We start from the raw sequence: 18,534 nt of genomic DNA on the forward strand, positions 1-18,534 counted from the left end.
GCGTGCGGCCCCATTGCCCCTCAGAAAGCCCGGCCGATGACCGATACCCCCCAGACGATGCACAGCGGCGCGGAAACCGTGCTGGCCAGGGCCAAAGCCTCTCCCGCGCGGCGCGGGGTGGGGCTTTTGTCGCTGGCGGGGCTGGGGCTGTTGCTGATCTATTCCGCGCTCACCCGTTCGCCCGATCCGGGGTGGCAGATCGCGCTGGCGCTGGTGGGGCTGGGCTTCATCGGCATTGCCGAATTGATGCGCCGCTCAACCGCCAGCGGCGTGGAACTCACCAATGAGGCGCTGCGCGATGCCGATGGCCGGGTGATCGTCCGCATCGACGAAATCGCCCGCATTGATCAGGGGGCTTTCGCGGTCAAACCCTCAAACGGTTTCCTGCTCAAGACCAACCGCCGCGTGGCGCGGGGCTGGCGCTTGGGCCTGTGGTGGAGCCTTGGCCGCCGTATTGGTGTTGGTGGCATGACCCCGGCCAACGAGACCAAGCTGATCGCCGAGATCATCCGCGCCAAACTGGCCGAGCGTGACGCGGCTTAACCGTCTGACCAGACCGTGCGCGGCGCATAGCGCGGACGGGTGAAGACGAAGTTATAGATATCGCGGCGCTCGAGCCCGGTTTTGAACAGTGGCTCGAAATCGCGCCATGTCTCGACCAAGGTGACACGTTCGTTGTTGGGCATCACCGGCAGCTTGTCGTGCCAATTGCGCACGTCATCGCTGGTCAGAGGGGTGGGGGTGCCGCGCACCTGCGACCAATCCGTATGGTAGCGGTTGTTGGCCTCATCATACCAAATCGAGCTGACCCGCATGTCGGTTTGCCCTGTGCCACGGGTGAGATATTCGAAAAGTTGCTGCATTCCTTGCAGGTAGTCTGGGTCAATCGCCTGCGTCTCCCGCGAGATGGCATCGCCCACGGTATAGGCCGCCGTCTGGTTGAGGTTATACATGCGGAAGGTGTCAAAGGTCGAATACATGGCCAGATAGGCCCAGAACATCAACGGCAGCATGATCACCGTTTCAACGGCGATCGAGCCGTCTTCGCGCCCTTTGAACCGGGCCAGCAGAGAGATGAGCGTACGCATCAGTTCGGCTCCTGTACGAAGGCCGCGCTTGAGACCATGGAAACACGGCCCGCGCCGTCTTTCTCAAGGGCATAGCCAAGGCCGGTGGTCGGAAAGAAAGGTTTAAACCGGGCACAGGCGCGCAGCAGCATCAACTGATGCTCGACCCCGAGGGTCCAGCCGCGCACCGGTTTGGGGTCTTCGGAGGTGTCGACGCAATCGGGTGACTGATCGAAACTTGCAAAATTGCGCGGATCCACTTGGATCATCTCAAGACGCAGGACTTCGCTGCAGTCTTCCAAGTAGATCGCGGATTCACAGATTTTGTCCTTGATGGTCTGATGCGTCATCGGTGTGTTGGTGTTTAGCCGGACATAGCGCACCGTCATGTCCAAGCCCCGATCAAGGAGCATGTGGCGGATGGCGTAAAAGCTCATTTCGACCGACATAAGCAGACAGCCAAACAGCAGCGGCGACAGAATGGCGAATTCAATCAGCATCGCCGATCCGTCCTCATCGCCGCGAAACCGGCGCCATGCTTTGATGCTGCGTTGTATCATTGCGTCAGCCTCAACTGGTTGATTTGCCGGGCGATGGCCTCAAAGGCGCTGACGATCTCGACCCCTTCGACGCGGAAGAAATGGCTGTCGGAAGAGGCGCAGTTTTTCATGACCGACGCGCCATGGTCGGTCACCTCAAAGCCGATCGACCAGATCACGATGCCCTTGGCCTTGGCCGCGTCGCAGATGTTGTCCAACAGGGCGTCGGCCCGCGAGGCGGTGTATTTGGTGTAATACCAGCGGTATTGCTCGCTTGAGCGGACATTGCGGTTGAGCCACCAATAAAAGGGGTAATCGCTCCAGTGGCGGTAGTGGTCCATGTTGGCATAGACCTGCGGGTTGATCCGGCGGGTGGTCACGTTCACGCCGTCAGTCATCAGGATCACTGTCTTAAGCGTCTCGATATCATCATAGGCCGCCGGGCGATCTTGAAATGCAGCCTCGCCACCCGTGGCCTGGTTGATCGCCCGGAAGGACGGGTCGAGCAGGGCCACGCCCCATTTCATCCCCAGATGGATGGCAGTATTCGCGCGGGGCTGGAAATTTGAGATACGGGCCTTCAGCGCGGCGGCGTTCTGCGAGAAGGCGGCCACCTCTTCATAGCTTTGTTTCGGGCAGCCGGGATTATAGATGTTGTCATAGCGCCCGGTGTTCTCGCGGTCATAGCCGTTCCAGCTATATCCCGCCTCGAAATGCTGCATATGCTCATAGCTGCGGGTCTGGCTGATGGCGGTGAGATCAAATTCGCTGTCGTCAAAATCAACGCAGTGCGAAAAGGAGTGCAGTTGGGTGACGTTCAGCTCATTCATGATGTCCTGCCCGACGTTCACCTGCGCGGTATAGGGCACCACCGAGATTGAGATCAGGTCGGCGTTCTCGGGTTTGATCACCGTGTCGATGAAGGCATCGCTTGCATCGTGTAGGTTGGCCATTTTGCCGTTCTCCCGCATGGAGCCGGAGATATCGAGCACCATGGAAATCTCGACCTTGTTCACCTTTTCCTCGGCTTGGGATTTGGCGGGGACCCGCAGGTTGTCTTGGCCGAATTTGCTCATGAACATGGTGTTCAGGGTATGGGAGGCATCGACCGTGACGCGGCGGTAGTTCAGCCCTTCTTCGACCGTGACGCTTGAGACATATTCGGCCAGCCCTGCCTTATCGAAATAGTCGCGGGCCACAGCTTCGGGGCTGAGCGTCTGATCAAGGTCAGCTGCCGCCAGCACGGCGCGGTCGGCCACGGCCTGCACCAGAGAGCGTTCACGCTCATGGCGCATCAGGTCCACCCCGACACCGCCCAAAAGGATCATCAACAGGATCATCAGAATGGCGAAAAACGTGACCAACCCGTCTTCTTCCCGCGCAAAACGCCGAAGCAGCGCGGGCAGGGGCCGCGGGGAATGTTCCGAACTGTGAGATGTCTTGCGCATCGTCATCAACCTTTCTTCCTGTGGCGTCCTGCGGGCACCAAAGGGAATGGGCGGCATTTGCCTTGCCCTTGTTGTGCTGTGGGAAAGTGTCCAGAGTTTGGCGCATCTGGGGCAATAGGCAGCGTTCCGGGCAGGTTTTCATGGAAATGACCCACCTAGCACTGGCTGATTTCCACCGAACGGGGAGGGCGTGTTTCCCGGCCCTACCCAGGGTTGATAAAGTTTTGCAAATCGCGCTGAATTAGGTCGCACCCCGTCATGAGGCGTCCTACGGTGCGGCAGCATGCCCCTAGGGCAGCCAGATGAGTCGCGCCCCGCAACAGAGGTAACGCGGCCAGACAAGAAGAGGAGAGACCGATGAATCCAGCCAATGAGCCGAGTTTCCGCGACAGTGTGGACCTGATGTTCAACCGCGCGGTCGCGCTGATGGATTTGCCACCCGGTCTTGAAGAGAAAATCCGCGTTTGTAACGCCACCTACACGGTGCGTTTCGGCGTCCGCCTGCGGGGCCGTATGCATACTTTCACCGGCTACCGCTCGGTGCATTCGGAACATATGGAGCCTGTGAAGGGCGGCATCCGCTACTCCATGGCCGTGAACCAGAACGAGGTCGAAGCGCTGGCGGCGCTGATGACCTATAAATGCGCCTTGGTCGAAGCGCCCTTTGGCGGGTCCAAGGGCGGGCTTTGCATTGATCCGCGCGACTACGACGAGCATGAGCTAGAGTTGATCACCCGGCGTTTTGCCTATGAGCTGATCAAACGCGACATGATTAACCCCGCGCAGAACGTGCCCGCCCCCGACATGGGCACTGGCGAGCGTGAGATGGCGTGGATCGCGGATCAATACAAACGCATGAACACCACCGACATCAACGGTGTCGCCTGTGTCACTGGCAAGCCGATCAACGCGGGCGGCATCCAAGGCCGGACCGAGGCGACGGGCCGGGGCGTGCAATATGCGTTGCAAGCCTTCTTCCGTGATCCCGAGGGGCTGAAGAAAGCCGGTCTGAGCGGTAAGCTTGAGGGCAAGCGGGTCATCATTCAGGGTCTCGGCAATGTGGGCTATCACGCCGCCAAGTTCCTGAGCGAAGAGGATGGCGCAAAGATCACCGCAATCATCGAACGCGATGGCGCGCTGCACAGCGAAGACGGGCTGAACGTCGAAGCCGTGCACAAGTGGATCGAAAAGCACGGCAGCATCAAAGGCTACGCTGATGCGAAGTTTGAGGAAGATGGCGCCAAGTTTTTGGAAGCAGAATGCGATATCTTGATCCCTGCCGCGCTTGAAGGTGTCATCAACCTCAGCAATGCCGAGCGTATCCAAGCGCCGCTGATCATCGAGGCCGCCAACGGCCCTGTGACCGCCGGGGCGGATGAGGTGCTGCGCAAGAAGGGCACGGTCATCGTGCCGGATATGTATGCCAACGCGGGCGGTGTGACGGTCTCGTACTTCGAGTGGGTCAAGAACCTTAGCCACATCCGCTTTGGCCGTATGCAGCGCCGCGCCGAGGAATCGCGTCACCAACTGGTGGTGGACGAGCTTGAGCGGCTGAGCGCGGACAAGCAACTGGGTTGGACGCTGAGCCCGAACTTCAAAGAGAAGTACCTGCGCGGCGCGGGCGAGTTGGAGCTGGTCCGCTCTGGCTTGGACGACACGATGCGCACGGCCTATGAGGCGATGGCCCATGTCTGGCACAGCCGCGACGATGTCGATGACCTGCGCACGGCCGCCTATCTCGTCTCGATCGAAAAGGTGGCGGCGAGCTATCACGCCAAGGGGCTTTAAGGGGGCGTATTTCCCCTTAAGTGAACGAAAAAGGGGCGCAGTGCGCCCCTTTTTGCTGACCGGGCCCACGATGGGGGCAGAGGGCGTTTTCGGTCATTGATACTTGCGCCCCAAGTTGCTTGACTGCGGCAAGACCGGGGGAGGCGAATGATGCGATTTTCAGGACTGCGGGTGTTGCGCGAAGGTTTGACCGGCAATCGCGGTTGGACAGCGCAATGGCGCGATCCAGAGCCGCAGGCGGAATATGACGCCATCATCATCGGCGGCGGCGGCCATGGGCTGAGCACGGCCTATTACCTCGCCAAAAACCACGGGATGACCAATATCGCGGTGCTTGAGAAAGGCTATCTGGGCGGTGGCAACGTGGGGCGCAACACCACGATTGTGCGGGGCAATTACTTTTTGCCGGGCAATTCCGAGTTCTACAGCCATTCGCTGAAGCTCTGGGAAGGGTTGTCGGAGGAATTGAACTACAACGTCATGTTCAGCCAACGCGGGGTGATCACGCTGTTTCACTCCGACGCACAGCGCGACGCCTCGGCCCGGCGCGGCAATGCGATGATCAACCAAGGCGACGACGCGGAACTCTTGGGCCGCGACGACTTGCGAAAATTGCTGCCTTATCTGGACTACGACAACGGCCGTTTTCCCATCCACGGCGGGCTGCTGCACCGGCGCGGCGGCACCGCGCGGCATGATGCGGTGGCATGGGGCTATGCGCGCGGCGCGGACCAGCGCGGCGTCGATCTGATCCAGCAATGCGAGGTCACCGGCATCGACATCGAGAACGGCAAGGTGCGCGGCGTAGAGACCACGCGCGGGCCGATCCGGGCCAAGAAGGTGGCGATTGTGACAGCGGGGCGCTCGGGCCAAGTGGCCGCGATGGCCGGGATGCGCCTGCCGATTGAGAGCCATGTATTGCAAGCCTTCGTTACCGAGGGGCTGAAGCCGGTGATCGACCATGTGGTGAGCTTCGGCATGGGGCATTTCTATATCAGCCAGTCCGACAAGGGCGGATTGGTCTTTGGCGGCGATCTGGATTTCTATGCCTCCTACGCGCAGCGCGGCAATATGCCGATGATGGAACATGTGATGGAGGCGGGGATGACCCTGATGCCGATGCTCGGCAAGGCCCGTGTGCTGCGTTCTTGGGGTGGGATCATGGACATGACCCCCGATGGCAGCCCGATCATCGACAAGACTGATACGCAAGGTTTGTTCATCGATTGCGGCTGGTGTTACGGCGGCTTCAAAGCGGTGCCGGCCTCGGGCTACGCGCTGGCGCATCTGATGGCCACCGGGCAACACCATGAGACGGCGGCGGGCCTTAGGCTCGACCGTTTCCGCTCGGGCGAAGGTCTGATGGATGAAGAGGCCACCGGGTCTCAGCACAACTTGCATTGAGGGAGGGCGACCATGCGGATTGAATGCCCCATCTGCGGCAGCCGGGACCGGCGAGAGTTCTATTATCGCGGCGACGCCATCGCCTTGGCGCGGCCAGCACCTGATGCTGGCGACGATGTCTGGGACGGCTACCTCCACCTGCGCGACAACCCGGCAGGGCAGACGCGCGACCTGTGGCAGCATGAGAGCGGTTGCGGCGCGTGGGTGGTCGTCACCCGCAATACGGTGACCCATGCGGTGCAGGCCGTGGAACTGGCATCTGATGTGAAAAGGGCCATGGCATGAGGATCGCAGGGCGCGGATTGATTGACCGGGACAAGCCGGTCAGATTCACCTTCGACGGGCGGCGCTATGACGGCTTTGCGGGCGATACGGTCGCCTCGGCCATGCTGGCGAACGGGCAGCGGCTGATGGGGCGGTCGTTCAAATACCACCGCCCGCGCGGGGTGCTCAGCGCGGGCAGCGAAGAGCCGAACGCGCTGGTGACCACAGGTGTCGGTCCCGCGTCAGAGCCTAACGTTCGCGCCACGATGCAAGAGATTTACGAGGGGCTGGCGGTGCGCAGCCAGAACGCTTGGCCGAGCCTCGATTTTGATCTGATGGCGGTAAACGACCTTGGCGCGCCCTTTCTGGGGGCGGGGTTCTATTACAAGACATTCATGTGGCCGCGCCGGTTCTGGCGACATGTCTACGAGCCGGTGATCCGCCGTGCTGCGGGGCTTGGTCGGCTGAGCGGTCAACCCAATGCCGATGCCTATGAGAAAGCCTATGCCTTTTGCGACCTCTTGGTCATCGGCGCGGGGCCGGCGGGGTTGATGGCGGCGCTGAGCGCGGCGCGGGCTGGGGCCGATGTGATCCTCGCCGACGAAGACGCGCTGATGGGCGGGCGGCTCTATGCCGAGAACGAGAGTATCGGTGGCCAACCGGGTCACACATGGGCAGCGGGAATGGTGGCGGAACTGGCCGCGATGGAGAACGTCCGCCTGATGCCGCGCACGACGGTCACCGGGGCCTATGACGGCGGCATGTTCGGCGCGCTCGAACGGGTCAACCAACACCGCGCGCGGCGCGGCGAGGGTGCGCCGCTGGAATGTTTCTGGCGCATCGCGGCCAAGCAATCGATCCTTGCGGCAGGCGCGTTAGAGCGCCCCGTGGCCTTCGCCAACAACGACCGCCCCGGCATCATGACGGCAGGCGCGGTGCGGGCCTATCTCAACCGTTGGGGCGTGGCACCGGGCAAGCAAGTGGCGGTCTTTGGCAACAACGACGACGCCCACCGCACAGCGCGCGATCTGGCAGCGGCGGGGGTGCATGTGGCTGCATTGATCGACAGCCGCGAGGGGGTCAGCATTGAAGGCGCGGATTTTCCGGTGCTGCGCGGTGCCGTGGTCTGCAACGCTTCGGGTCGCAAGGAATTGGAGGCCGTGACCATCCGCACAGCGGGCGGAGAGCATAAGATACAGGCCGACTGTCTGGCCATGTCGGGCGGCTGGAACCCCTCGCTGCATCTGACCTGTCATCTGGGCGGGCGACCGACGTGGGAGCCCGATATTCACGCCTTCGTCCCAACCCCCGGCGCTGTGCCGGGGATGCATGTGGCGGGGGCCTGCAACGGCACCTTCTCGACCCACGGCTGCCTTGCCGCGGGTGTGGCCGCGGCCGGGGACGCGCTGGAGGCGCTGGGCTGCAAAGCAGAGGCCGTGGACCTGCCGCAGGCCGATGATGCGCCATACACTCTCAAACCCCTCTGGGCGGTGCCGGGCAAGGGCCGGGCGTGGCTCGATTTTCAGAACGATGTCTGTGTGAAAGACGTGCAGCAGGCGGCGGCAGAAAACTTCCGCTCGGTCGAGCATATGAAACGCTACACGACCCAAGGCATGGCACCCGATCAGGGTAAAAACTCAAACGTTGCGGCGCTGGCGGTGCTGGCCGATGCCACGGGGCGCGGCATTGCCGAGACGGGCACGACCACCTTCCGCCCGCCCTATACCCCGGTTGCGATTGCAGCGATGGGCGCGGGCGGGCAGGGCAAGGGCTTTGCGCCCGAACGGCTGACGACCAGCCACGCGGCCAGCCTTGCCATGAACGCCCCGATGGTGGAGGCGGGGCTGTGGTATCGCCCCAGCTATTTCCCGCGCGGGCAGGAACGTAACTGGCGGCAGTCCTGTGACCGGGAGGTCGGTTTTGTGCGCAACACGGTTGGGGTCTGCGATGTCTCGACCTTGGGCAAGATCGACATTCAAGGGCCGGACGCGGCCAAGCTGCTCGATCTGGTTTATACGAATAAGTTCAGCACCTTGAAGGTCGGCAAAGTGCGCTACGGGTTGATGCTGCGCGAGGATGGTTTCGTCATGGACGACGGCACCTGCGCGCGGTTGGGGGAGACGCATTACCTGATGACCACCACCACCGGCGCTGCCGGTGAGGTGATGCGCCATCTGGAATTCGTGACGCAATGTCTGCATCCCGAATGGCAGGTGCATCTGTCTTCGGTCACCGAACAATGGGCCCAATTCGCCGTGGCGGGGCCGAAGTCTCGTGAATTGCTGAATGGGCTGCTGGAGCAGCCGATCGACAATGACAGCTTTCCCTTCATGGCCTGTGGTGACGTGTGGCTCGGCGGTGTCGCGGCGCGGCTGTTCCGCATCTCTTTCTCTGGCGAACATGCCTATGAAATCGCGGTGCCCGCGCGCTATGGCGCGGCGCTGTTTGATCTGCTGGTCGCGCGGGCCGAGGCGCTGGACGGTGGGGCCTACGGGATGGAGGCGCTCAACGTGTTGCGGTTGGAAAAGGGCCATATCACCCATGCAGAGATCGACGGCCGCGCCACGGCGGAGGATATCGGCATGGGGCGGATGCTGTCGGACGCCAAGGATTGCATCGGCAAGACCATGTCCGAACGCCCCGGCCTGCGCGATCCGGAGCGGGGGCAGTTGGTGGGGCTGCAGCCCGTGGGCGCGGTGAAGCAGTTGACGGCGGGGGCGTTTTTGTTTGAGGCCGGGGCCGAGGCGCGCCGCGAGAATGCGCAGGGGCATACGACCTCGGTCGGCTTTTCGCCGGATATCGGCACCTTTATCGGGCTGGGTTTTGTCACGCGGGGCCGTCAGCGGCACGGAGAGGTGATGCGCATGGTCGACCATCTGCGCGAGATTGAGGCGGAGGTGGAGATCTGCGCCCCAGTCTTTGTCGACCCCGAAGGAGGGCGCGCCCGTGGTTGAGTTGAAAGCACAAACGCCCTTTGGCGACCTGCTCCCGTTAAAGATTGGCGGCATGACGGTGGCGGCCTGTGACATGGGTCAGTTGACCGTCCTGGGCGCTTTCGATCGTGCGGGCCTGTCAGAGGCGCTTGAGGCGACCCATGGCCTCGCCTTGCCCGACCCGCTACGCAGCACCGCCAAAGGCGATGCCCGCTGCCTGTGCTTTGGTCGGGATGAAGTGCTGCTCTTCGGTGTTGCGCCGGGCGAGGCGCTGACGAAACATGCGGCCCTCGTCGATGTCTCAGACGGATGGGCGGTGGCGGAATTGCAGGGGCCGGGGGCCGAAGACGTCTTGGCGCGTTTGGCCCCGGTGGATCTGCGCGCGGCGGCGTTCAAACCCGGTCAGACCCTGCGCAGCGCGTTGCGCGACATGCCTGCCTTGATCACCCGCACTGAGACCGGCTTCCTGCTGATGGTCTATCGGTCGATGGCCGCCACTTTGGTGCAGGAGTTGCGCCGCGCTATGGAAGCGGTGGCATCGCGGCGCTAGGTTGTCCGGCGGGGGCCCGAATCCCCGTTTGGCAAACAACGGAGCATAGACATGAACAAAACGATTTTCGCCGCTTTGGCCGCGATCAGCATGGCGGTCTCGGGCCCGGCGCTGGCAGCCTCGAAAAAAGAAGACAGCTGTATGCATCAGGCCGCCGTGGTCGCCGCCGTGCAGCAGGCGAGGCTTGACCGCGTGAAGGAACGCGCAGTGCCTGCCGCCGTGAAGGCCAAGGCGACATGGCCCGAAAGCTTTAACACCGCGATCCCGCTGGTGACCCCTTGGGTTTATGAGATGAAAATGCGCGACGTGAAAAAGAACGATCTCTCCGCCGCGTGGAAAGAAATGTGCCTCGCGCAGTAAGCTAACAAACACCATGCCGGGCAGGGGCGCTGCCCGGCATGGAAAGGCGCTTTGCCGCCCGTGGCTGACCTGCCTCCTCTGGACTCTGATCCGCCCCAGCCGGTATATGAAACCATGAGCCTGCCCCCTGGATTTTTGGAAGAACTGCGTGACCGCGCCAGCCTGTCTCAGGTGGTGGGGCGCAAGGTCATATGGGACAATCGAAAGTCCAATCAGGGCAAGGGCGACATGTGGGCGCCATGCCCTTTCCATCAGGAAAAATCCGCCAGCTTCCACGTCGATGACCGCAAGGGGTTCTACTACTGCTTTGGCTGCCACGCGAAGGGGGATGCGATCTCTTTCGTGCGCGAGACCGAGAATGTGAGCTTTATGGAGGCGGTAGAGATCATCGCCCGTGAAGTCGGCATGCCGGTGCCCAAGCAAGACCCGCGCGCGCAGGCCAAGGCCGACAAGCGGACCCAATTGGCCGAGGTCATGGAGCAAGCGGTGCAGTGGTTCCGCCTGCAATTGCGCACCGGCGCGGCGGGGGCGGCGCGGGACTATTTGATCAAGCGCGGCCTCTCGGAACAGGCGCAGGCGCATTGGGAGATTGGCTTTGCGCCGAACAGTTGGCAGGGGCTTTGGGATGCCCTCAAATCTAAGGGCGTGGCGGATGAGTTGATCCTTGGTGCGGGGCTGGCGAAACCCTCGTCCAAGGGGGGCAAACCCTATGACACTTTCCGGGGCCGGATCATGTTCCCGATCCGCGATGCGCGGGGGCGGGCGATTGCTTTTGGCGGTCGCGCGATGGACCCAGAGGATAAGGCGAAATACCTCAACTCGCCTGAGACAGAACTCTTCGACAAGGGCCGCAGCCTTTACAATGTGAAAGACGCCCGCGCCGCTGCAGGTCGGGGGCAGGCGTTGATCGTGGCCGAAGGCTATATGGATGTGATCGCCCTGCACGGGGCGGGGTTCGAGGGGGCCGTGGCCCCGCTTGGCACCGCGATTACCGAAAACCAGTTGCAGATGCTTTGGCGGATCGCGCCCGAGCCGATTATTACGCTGGATGGCGATGCGGCGGGCCAGCGTGCTGCGCTTCGCCTGATCGATCTGGCGCTTCCGCTGCTAGAGGCCGGGCAAAGCCTGCGTTTCGCGGTGATGCCCGAGGGGCAAGACCCCGACGATCTGCTGCGGGCCCAAGGGGCCGGGGCCTTGCAAAAGCTTTTGGACAGCGCCCTGCCCATGGTGCGCCTGCTGTGGCAGCGCGAGACCGAGGGCAAAGTCTTTGACAGCCCCGAACGAAAAGCGGCGCTGGATAAAAGTCTGCGTGAAAAGATTAAACTTATCCGCGATCCGTCGATCCGCAGCCACTATGGGCAAGAGATCAAAGACCTACGGTGGGACCTTTTCCGCCCCCAAAAACAGCGCCCTGAATTCCGCCCCGTGGGCGGCAGGGGGCCGGGCAAGGGCGGGGGCAAAGGAGGCAAGGGTGCTCCATGGGGCGCGCCGCTGGCCCCTTTGGCGAGCACCAAAGCCTCGGCCCTCGTGGCGATGAGCGATGAACAGGTGGGCATGCATCTGCGCGAGGCGGTGATCCTCGTGGCCCTCGTGGACTGCCCGCAATTGGTCGAGACTTTCGAGACCGGGTTGGAGGCGATGCGCTGCGACGATCCCGACCACGCCCGGCTGCGCGATCTGCTGCTGCGCTTTGGCCACGCGGGTCAAGAGACGCTGCGCGATGAGATTTCCTATTCGCTGGGCTGGGAGACACTTGAAAACATGAAGGGGCAACGCCACGTTGCCATCACGCCCTGCATTCGCAATCCCGGCAACGTGGACATGACCCGCCTGACCGTCGCCGAGGAACTGGCCAAGCTGGATGCCGCCCGTGGACTGAACGAAGAGATTGCCGAAGCCGTCGAAGACCTCAGTGGCCCGGCGGACGAGGGGGTAACCTGGCGTCTGAGCGAAGCGGCCCGCGCCGCCGACCTTGCCCGCCGCAGCGCGCAGGAAGAAAGCAACGGGGAATTCGACGTGGGCGACAACGGCATGACCATGGACCGCGATGAACGCAGTGCGCTGGATGCGCTGCTTGGAACGATTAAATATGAGAAGTCGAAGGGTCGCGGATGAGGCATCAGCGTGGCCCATTTGCAGGACTTTTTGAAAATGCTGGGCAACGGGTTTAAGAATCACCAATAACCCCGCATGATTCGGAAAACCGAATCGTCTGCGGATGATTCGCGCTGACGCGCTGAAGGAGCATGAGATGGCTGCCAAAGATACGAATGACGACGCAAAGAGCAACGATTCAGAGGCTGGCCACTCGCTCGACATGAGCCAAGCCGCCGTGAAGAAGATGATCGGCGAGGCCCGCGAGAAGGGCTATATCACCTATGATCAGCTCAACACGGTGCTGCCGCCCGATCAGGTAAGCTCGGAACAGATCGAAGACGTGATGTCGATGCTGTCGGAAATGGGCATCAACATCATCGAAGACGAAGAGGCCGAAGAGGAAGAGAACAAAGGCTCGACCGAAGTCACGACCACCGAGTCCAACCGTGATGTGGCGCTGTCCTCTGGCACCTCTGAAAAACTCGACCGCACCGATGACCCGGTCCGCATGTACCTGCGCGAGATGGGCAGCGTTGAGTTGCTTAGCCGTGAGGGCGAGATCGCCATCGCCAAGCGGATCGAGGCGGGCCGCAACACGATGATCGCCGGGCTTTGCGAAAGCCCGCTGACGTTTCAGGCGATTACCATCTGGCGCGACGAACTTCTGTCCGAAGACATTCTGCTGCGCGACGTGATCGACCTTGAGGCGACGTTTGGCACGCAGATGGGCGATGAGGAAGAAACCACGCCGGTCGTGGCCCCTGCCGCCGGGACCGAGACCAAGAGCGAAGAAGCCAAGCCCGAGTACGACGCCGACGGCAACCCGATCTCTTCCGACGACGATGACGATGAGGACGAACAGGCCAACATGAGTCTTGCGGCCATGGAAGCGGCGCTGAAGCCTCAGGTTCTCGAAGCGCTCGACATCATCGCCGACGACTACGAAAAGCTCAGCGCGATGCAGGACAGCCGTATCTCGGCCACGCTGAACGAAGACGGGTCTTTCACCAAAGATCAGGAAGCGATGTACCAAAAGCTGCGGTCCGAGATCGTGCTGTTGGTGAATGAACTGCACCTGCACAACAACCGTATCGAAGCCCTGATCGACCAGCTTTACGGCATCAACCGCCGCATCATGCAGATCGACAGCGCGATGGTAAAGCTCGCCGACCAAGCGCGCATCAACCGCAAGGAGTTCGTCGATAACTACCGTGGCTACGAGCTTGATCCCAACTGGATGGAGCGGATGGCCGAGAAGTCCGGTCGCGGTTGGCAGATGTTTATCGAACGCTCTAGCGACAAGGTCGAAGAATTGCGCGCTGACATGGCGCAGGTCGGTCAGTACGTCGGTCTTGATATCTCTGAATTCCGCCGCATCGTGCAGCAGGTCCAGAAGGGCGAAAAAGAAGCCCGTCAGGCCAAGAAGGAAATGGTCGAAGCGAACCTGCGCCTCGTCATCTCCATCGCCAAGAAATACACCAACCGTGGCCTGCAATTCCTTGATCTCATTCAGGAAGGCAACATCGGCTTGATGAAGGCCGTGGATAAGTTCGAATACCGCCGCGGCTACAAGTTCTCCACCTATGCAACATGGTGGATCCGTCAGGCGATCACCCGTTCGATCGCCGATCAGGCGCGCACCATCCGTATTCCGGTGCATATGATCGAGACGATCAACAAGCTGGTTCGGACCGGTCGTCAGATGCTGCACGAAATCGGCCGCGAGCCGACGCCAGAGGAACTGGCCGAGAAGCTGCAGATGCCGCTCGAAAAGGTCCGCAAGGTGATGAAAATCGCCAAAGAGCCGATCAGCCTTGAGACGCCCATCGGCGATGAGGAAGACAGCCAACTGGGCGATTTCATTGAGGACAAGAATGCCGTGCTGCCGCTAGACAGCGCCATTCAGGAAAACCTCAAGGAGACCACGACCCGCGTGCTGTCTTCGCTCACCCCGCGGGAGGAGCGTGTCCTGCGGATGCGGTTTGGTATCGGCATGAACACCGACCACACGCTCGAAGAAGTCGGTCAGCAGTTCTCGGTCACCCGCGAACGTATTCGCCAGATCGAAGCCAAGGCACTGCGCAAGCTCAAACACCCGAGCCGTTCGCGCAAGCTGCGCAGCTTCCTTGATCAATAAAACGATGCGCGGCCCCGGTGGCCGCGTTTCCTTTTGCGGGGTGGGCCTTTGACCTGCCGCGCGCGCCGCTTACATCAATGGGATATCCCAAGGAGGATCCCATGATGCGCAAAACTCTCCTTACGCTTCTGTGCTTGGTGCTGCCGCTGCAAGCCGCCGCGCAGGCCTATCGGGCCGAGAATTGGTTGGTCGTCGTGCCCCTCACCGCGCGTGATTTTGAAGTGATCGAAGACCACGGCGCAGGCGCGCGTCACGTCTGGTGCGCCGCTGCGGAGTTTGCGCAGGATGTTTTGGGCCTGCCGAGCAGTAAGCGGCTTTTCATCAAAACGCCCCGTGGACCGTCGCTCAGCGGTGTGGGCCGAACCGGCGTTGTTTTCACCACCGATCCCGAGCGGGTGAACGGCGATATCCGGCAGTCCTATTCCGTCACCCTGCGCCGCGCGGGAGAGAACCTGCCCAGCCACCATGCGCGCCAGTTCTGTTTGGACCACCTGATCGAGTTGGAAGATTTCTAGAGCCACACTCTGACCTAGACCGTTGTTTGCGCGGCACCTCGGGCCTATCCTGCGTGGGATGTTGCGGTGGATCAATCTCATGCGTCTCGTTCTTGCCAGCCTGTTTCTGACCCTCGGCGTCAGCCAAGCCGCTGCCCTTTGCGACGCAGGCAGCACCACGGTTTTGAGCTGTACGACCGGCAGGGGCACCAAGCAGTTGGATGTCTGTATCACCGGGGATCGCGTGACCTACCGCTTTGGCCCTCACACCGCGCCTGACCTGAGGCTGAGCGCTCCGATCATGGAGGTCGCGCATCAGCCTTGGCCGGGGATTGGTCGCGCCATTCGGGAGAGCACGACCTTTCGCAACGGGGCGTTTTCCTATGAGGTCTACGGCGCATACGACAAGATTGATCAAACCAGCAATGGCGGTGTGACAGTGACCGAGCAGGGCCGAGAGATCGCGGCGCTTACCTGCGACAGCGGCACGGCGGAACTGGGGCTCTTTGCGCTCAGCGATGCGAAACAGGCGGCGGGCCAATGCTAGGACGCTGACGCGCAAAATTGGGGAGCCTGCTAAGATGCAGACTGTATTTACCGTCGAAACGCGCGGGCAGGCGCTCTACGAATTCACCGATGATGTGGCCCGCTGGCTTGCCGGGCAGGGGGATGGGCTGCTGACGCTCCTTGTGCGGCACACCTCTGCCTCGCTGTTGATCCAAGAGAACGCCGATCCAGACGTGCAGCGCGACCTCTTGGCCTATTTCGCGCGGCTGGTGCCGCCTGCGGATGCGCCGCAAATGGGCTATCTCACGCATCTGTTGGAAGGGCCGGATGACATGCCTGCGCATATCAAAGCCTCGGTTCTGCCCGTCAGCCTCAGCATCCCCGTGGGGCGGGGGCGGATGATGCTGGGGACATGGCAGGGCATCTATCTGTTCGAGCACCGCAACGCCCCCCATCACCGCCAAATCGCGGCGCATTTCCGGCCCGACTGACGCCGGACCGGACCGGGCTTAGCCCGTCGGCATCAGATGGATTTCACGCACCGCCGCCCGCGCAGGCGCGTCGAGCGCATGCATGACGGCATTTGCCACGTCCTCAGGTTGCAGCTTGTCGGGTTTGGCCTCATCGAAAAAGGCCGTATCGACCATGCCGGGGGACACCACCATGCAGCGGCCACCCCATTCGGCCATCTCATCCGCCAGATTGCCCGCGAAGCCGTGGATGAACCATTTGGTGGCGCTATAAATCGAGCCTTGGATATGGCGCCGTCCTGCGGCAGAGCCGGTGACGACATATTGCCCGGTCGTTTTGCGCAGATGCGGCATGGCGGCATGAGCGGTATAGAGCGCGCCCATGATATTGAGGTCTACCATCGCCTTCCAATCCTGCGGATCGCCCTTTTCGGTGCCCGCCGGGCTGGTGCCACGTCCGGCATTGGCGAATGCCGCATCGACCCCGCCAAAGTGATCGGCGAGCTTGTCGAGCGCCTGTTTCTGCGTGTCGTAATCGGTGGCGTCGCCCACGAGCACCAGCGCCTGATCACCGATCTCATCGGCGAGGGCGTTCAGTTTCTCTTCGCTGCGGGCGAACAGGCCGATGTTCCAGCCCGCCTTGGCTGCGGCTCGCGCGGTGGCCGCGCCGATCCCGCTGGAGGCACCGGTGAGGAAAAGTGTCTTGGTCATAGCATGCTCCGTTTATGTCCTTGGCTGACCAACGCAGGGGCATGGCGTTGGGTCCATGACACATTTTTGAACGCAACATCTAGCTGTGGAAATCTTCTCTACCCAAAACCTCGCGGCTCCCCTATAAGTTTTGACAAGAGGGCCGCGCGCCCCACAAGTGAGGCAGGATGAAGAGGGGGACGGCCCATGCGCTGCCCGTTTTGCGGAAATATCGACACCCAAGTGAAAGACAGCCGCCCGGCCGAGGATCACGTCTCGATCCGGCGCAGACGGTTTTGCCCGGCCTGCGGGGGTCGCTTTACCACTTATGAACGGGTGCAACTGCGCGATCTTGTGGTGATCAAAACCTCTGGCAAACGCGAAGACTTTGACCGCGACAAGCTGGAACGCTCGATCCGCATCTCCATGCAAAAGCGCCCCATCGATCCCGAGCGTATCGATCAGATGATCTCTGGCATCGTGCGGCGGTTGGAAAGCATGGGCGAGACCGACATCAGCTCGAAACACATCGGCGAGATCGTGATGGAGGCGCTGGCCCGGATCGACACCGTGGCCTATGTGCGTTTCGCCTCTGTTTACAAGAACTTCCAAGCCGCGGATGATTTCGATAAATTCGTCCAAGAACTGCGGCCCGACGCCCTGCCGGAAGAGTGACCGGCGATGGGGTGAGCGACGTGCGGTTCATGGCGCTTGCGCTGTCCTTGGGGCGGCGCGGGCAGGGCAATGTCTGGCCCAACCCGGCGGTCGGCTGTGTCATCGTGCAAGGCGCTCGGATCGTTGGGCGCGGTTGGACCCAGCCCGGCGGGCGCCCCCATGCAGAGCCGCAGGCGCTGGCGCAGGCGGGCGCTGCGGCGCGCGGGGCGACGGTCTATGTCACGCTTGAGCCCTGTTCCCACCACGGTAAGACACCGCCCTGCGCGCAGGCGCTGATCGACGCGGGCGTGGCGCGGGTGGTGATCGCGACGCAAGATGACGACGCGCGGGTGAACGGACGCGGCATCGCGATGTTGCGCGCGGCGGGGATCGAGGTCTCAGTCGGGCTGCACGAAGACGCGGCCCGCGCGGATAACGCGGGTTTCTTCTGCCGTACCGATTTGGGCCGTCCGATGCTCACGCTGAAGCTGGCCAATTCCTTTGACGGGCGCATCGCCACCGGTACGGGCGAGAGCCAGTGGATCACCGACGCCCCGGCGCGGCGGTTGACCCATGCCATGCGCGCGCGGCACGACGCGGTGATGGTCGGGGCAGGCACCGCGCGCAAGGATGATCCAAGCCTCACGGTGCGCGGTCTTGGCGTCGCCCAGCAACCGGCCCGCGTCGTCGTCTCGCGCAGGCTTGACCTGCCGCTGATGGGGCAGTTGGCGCGGACGGCGGCAGAGGTGCCGTTGATCCTCTGCCATGGCACGGATGCCGATCCGGCCTTGGTCAAAGCGTGGTCCGATCTGGGGGCGACGCTGCTGCCGTGCGCGGCGCGGGGGGCGCAATTGAACCCCACTGATGTGTTGCGGCAACTGGCGGGCCATGGGCTCACCCGTATCTTCTGCGAGGGCGGCAGCGCCTTGGCCGCGTCCTTGATTGAGGCGGATCTGGTCGACCGGCTGGTGGGCTTTACCGCTGGGCTGGTGATCGGCGCCGAAGGTCTGCCGGGGATCGGAGCGCTCGGTCTTTCGCGGCTGGCCGAGGCGCCGCGCTTTGCCCTGCAATCGAGCCAGCAGATCGGGCCGGACTTGCTGCACGTTTGGCGTCGGAACGCGGCCGACTAAAC

At 62.3% G+C, this 18,534-nt stretch carries 18 protein-coding genes; 14 read left to right on the forward strand and 4 right to left on the reverse strand.

The window, feature by feature from the left end; genetic code table 11:
• The first annotated feature begins 36 nt into the window (after positions 1-36).
• Positions 37-543 carry a hypothetical protein gene (locus tag B5M07_RS06280; protein WP_120350661.1) on the forward strand — a complete coding sequence of 169 codons (507 nt, stop codon included), beginning with the start codon at positions 37-39 and terminating at the stop codon, positions 541-543.
• Here the strand turns inward: B5M07_RS06280 and B5M07_RS06285 are convergent.
• From B5M07_RS06285 to B5M07_RS06295, 3 genes are read right to left on the reverse strand one after another with little or no spacing between them, the layout of a single operon-like run.
• Positions 540-1,088, reverse strand: coding sequence for a TadE/TadG family type IV pilus assembly protein (locus B5M07_RS06285; protein WP_120350662.1), 549 nt, complete (start codon positions 1,086-1,088; stop codon positions 540-542). The genes B5M07_RS06280 and B5M07_RS06285 overlap by 4 nt on opposite strands.
• The gene (locus B5M07_RS06290; RefSeq protein ID WP_120350663.1) at positions 1,088-1,627 is read right to left on the reverse strand and encodes a TadE/TadG family type IV pilus assembly protein; all 540 of its coding nucleotides are present in this window, start codon (positions 1,625-1,627) and stop codon (positions 1,088-1,090) included. Before B5M07_RS06290 ends, B5M07_RS06285 begins: the two co-directional genes overlap by 1 nt.
• The gene (locus tag B5M07_RS06295; protein ID WP_120352168.1) at positions 1,624-3,054 is read right to left on the reverse strand and encodes a TadE/TadG family type IV pilus assembly protein; all 1,431 of its coding nucleotides are present in this window, start codon (positions 3,052-3,054) and stop codon (positions 1,624-1,626) included. Before B5M07_RS06295 ends, B5M07_RS06290 begins: the two co-directional genes overlap by 4 nt.
• Positions 3,055-3,411: 357 nt before the next feature.
• On the opposite strand from B5M07_RS06295, the gene B5M07_RS06300 reads away from it, so the two are divergent.
• From B5M07_RS06300 to B5M07_RS06350, 11 genes are all read left to right on the forward strand, one after another.
• Positions 3,412-4,842: a Glu/Leu/Phe/Val family dehydrogenase gene (locus B5M07_RS06300; RefSeq protein WP_120350664.1), complete on the forward strand. Its 1,431-nt coding sequence runs from the start codon at positions 3,412-3,414 to the stop codon at positions 4,840-4,842.
• A gap of 150 nt (positions 4,843-4,992) precedes the next feature.
• On the forward strand, positions 4,993-6,246 hold the full coding sequence (locus B5M07_RS06305) for a sarcosine oxidase subunit beta family protein (protein ID WP_120352169.1): 1,254 nt from the start codon (positions 4,993-4,995) through the stop codon (positions 6,244-6,246).
• Between the two features lie 12 nt (positions 6,247-6,258).
• A complete protein-coding gene (locus B5M07_RS06310) occupies positions 6,259-6,531 on the forward strand; it encodes a sarcosine oxidase subunit delta (RefSeq protein ID WP_120350665.1) in 273 nt (90 codons plus the stop codon).
• A complete protein-coding gene (locus B5M07_RS06315) occupies positions 6,528-9,464 on the forward strand; it encodes a sarcosine oxidase subunit alpha family protein (protein ID WP_120350666.1) in 2,937 nt (978 codons plus the stop codon). The genes B5M07_RS06310 and B5M07_RS06315 overlap by 4 nt, the downstream gene beginning before the upstream one ends.
• A complete protein-coding gene (locus tag B5M07_RS06320; RefSeq protein ID WP_120350667.1) occupies positions 9,457-9,993 on the forward strand; it encodes a sarcosine oxidase subunit gamma in 537 nt (178 codons plus the stop codon). The genes B5M07_RS06315 and B5M07_RS06320 overlap by 8 nt, the downstream gene beginning before the upstream one ends.
• Positions 9,994-10,044: 51 nt before the next feature.
• A complete protein-coding gene (locus B5M07_RS06325; protein ID WP_205570908.1) occupies positions 10,045-10,353 on the forward strand; it encodes a hypothetical protein in 309 nt (102 codons plus the stop codon).
• Between the two features lie 114 nt (positions 10,354-10,467).
• Complete coding sequence (gene dnaG / locus B5M07_RS06330; RefSeq protein ID WP_120350668.1) at positions 10,468-12,468, forward strand: DNA primase; 2,001 nt, start codon at positions 10,468-10,470, stop codon at positions 12,466-12,468.
• Between the two features lie 136 nt (positions 12,469-12,604).
• Entirely contained in the window at positions 12,605-14,587 is a 1,983-nt protein-coding gene (gene rpoD, locus B5M07_RS06335) for an RNA polymerase sigma factor RpoD (protein ID WP_120352171.1), read from the forward strand.
• Positions 14,588-14,688: 101 nt separating this feature from the next.
• On the forward strand, positions 14,689-15,102 hold the full coding sequence (locus B5M07_RS06340) for a hypothetical protein (protein ID WP_254693965.1): 414 nt from the start codon (positions 14,689-14,691) through the stop codon (positions 15,100-15,102).
• Positions 15,103-15,181: 79 nt separating this feature from the next.
• Complete coding sequence (locus tag B5M07_RS06345; protein WP_162931822.1) at positions 15,182-15,628, forward strand: hypothetical protein; 447 nt, start codon at positions 15,182-15,184, stop codon at positions 15,626-15,628.
• Positions 15,629-15,662: 34 nt separating this feature from the next.
• Positions 15,663-16,079, forward strand: a complete 417-nt coding sequence (locus tag B5M07_RS06350) for a secondary thiamine-phosphate synthase enzyme YjbQ (protein ID WP_120350670.1) — start codon at positions 15,663-15,665, stop codon at positions 16,077-16,079.
• Positions 16,080-16,097: 18 nt separating this feature from the next.
• Here the strand turns inward: B5M07_RS06350 and B5M07_RS06355 are convergent, their stop codons facing one another.
• On the reverse strand, positions 16,098-16,769 hold the full coding sequence (locus B5M07_RS06355) for an SDR family oxidoreductase (RefSeq protein WP_120350671.1): 672 nt from the start codon (positions 16,767-16,769) through the stop codon (positions 16,098-16,100).
• 186 nt (positions 16,770-16,955) lie between these two features.
• On the opposite strand from B5M07_RS06355, the gene nrdR reads away from it, so the two are divergent.
• The gene (nrdR, locus tag B5M07_RS06360; RefSeq protein WP_067264800.1) at positions 16,956-17,423 is read left to right on the forward strand and encodes a transcriptional regulator NrdR; all 468 of its coding nucleotides are present in this window, start codon (positions 16,956-16,958) and stop codon (positions 17,421-17,423) included.
• Positions 17,424-17,452: 29 nt separating this feature from the next.
• A complete protein-coding gene (ribD, locus tag B5M07_RS06365; RefSeq protein WP_120352173.1) occupies positions 17,453-18,532 on the forward strand; it encodes a bifunctional diaminohydroxyphosphoribosylaminopyrimidine deaminase/5-amino-6-(5-phosphoribosylamino)uracil reductase RibD in 1,080 nt (359 codons plus the stop codon).
• The last annotated feature ends 2 nt before the right edge of the window (positions 18,533-18,534 follow it).

The sequence above is a fragment of the Sulfitobacter sp. D7 genome, assembly GCF_003611275.1.
GTDB lineage: Bacteria > Pseudomonadota > Alphaproteobacteria > Rhodobacterales > Rhodobacteraceae > Sulfitobacter > Sulfitobacter profundi.

Bases quoted from the DNA above. Each gene is read 5' to 3' on its own strand.
- B5M07_RS06280 (WP_120350661.1), top strand. From the start codon at position 37: ATGACCGATACCCCCCAGACGATGCACAGCGGCGCGGAAACCGTGCTG.
- B5M07_RS06285 (WP_120350662.1), bottom strand. From the start codon at position 1,088: ATGCGTACGCTCATCTCTCTGCTGGCCCGGTTCAAAGGGCGCGAAGAC.
- B5M07_RS06290 (WP_120350663.1), bottom strand. From the start codon at position 1,627: ATGATACAACGCAGCATCAAAGCATGGCGCCGGTTTCGCGGCGATGAG.
- B5M07_RS06295 (WP_120352168.1), bottom strand. From the start codon at position 3,054: ATGCGCAAGACATCTCACAGTTCGGAACATTCCCCGCGGCCCCTGCCC.
- B5M07_RS06300 (WP_120350664.1), top strand. From the start codon at position 3,412: ATGAATCCAGCCAATGAGCCGAGTTTCCGCGACAGTGTGGACCTGATG.
- B5M07_RS06305 (WP_120352169.1), top strand. From the start codon at position 4,993: ATGCGATTTTCAGGACTGCGGGTGTTGCGCGAAGGTTTGACCGGCAAT.
- B5M07_RS06310 (WP_120350665.1), top strand. From the start codon at position 6,259: ATGCGGATTGAATGCCCCATCTGCGGCAGCCGGGACCGGCGAGAGTTC.
- B5M07_RS06315 (WP_120350666.1), top strand. From the start codon at position 6,528: ATGAGGATCGCAGGGCGCGGATTGATTGACCGGGACAAGCCGGTCAGA.
- B5M07_RS06325 (WP_205570908.1), top strand. From the start codon at position 10,045: ATGAACAAAACGATTTTCGCCGCTTTGGCCGCGATCAGCATGGCGGTC.
- dnaG (WP_120350668.1), top strand. From the start codon at position 10,468: ATGAGCCTGCCCCCTGGATTTTTGGAAGAACTGCGTGACCGCGCCAGC.
- rpoD (WP_120352171.1), top strand. From the start codon at position 12,605: ATGGCTGCCAAAGATACGAATGACGACGCAAAGAGCAACGATTCAGAG.
- B5M07_RS06340 (WP_254693965.1), top strand. From the start codon at position 14,689: ATGATGCGCAAAACTCTCCTTACGCTTCTGTGCTTGGTGCTGCCGCTG.
- B5M07_RS06345 (WP_162931822.1), top strand. From the start codon at position 15,182: ATGCGTCTCGTTCTTGCCAGCCTGTTTCTGACCCTCGGCGTCAGCCAA.
- B5M07_RS06350 (WP_120350670.1), top strand. From the start codon at position 15,663: ATGCAGACTGTATTTACCGTCGAAACGCGCGGGCAGGCGCTCTACGAA.
- B5M07_RS06355 (WP_120350671.1), bottom strand. From the start codon at position 16,769: ATGACCAAGACACTTTTCCTCACCGGTGCCTCCAGCGGGATCGGCGCG.
- nrdR (WP_067264800.1), top strand. From the start codon at position 16,956: ATGCGCTGCCCGTTTTGCGGAAATATCGACACCCAAGTGAAAGACAGC.
- ribD (WP_120352173.1), top strand. From the start codon at position 17,453: ATGGCGCTTGCGCTGTCCTTGGGGCGGCGCGGGCAGGGCAATGTCTGG.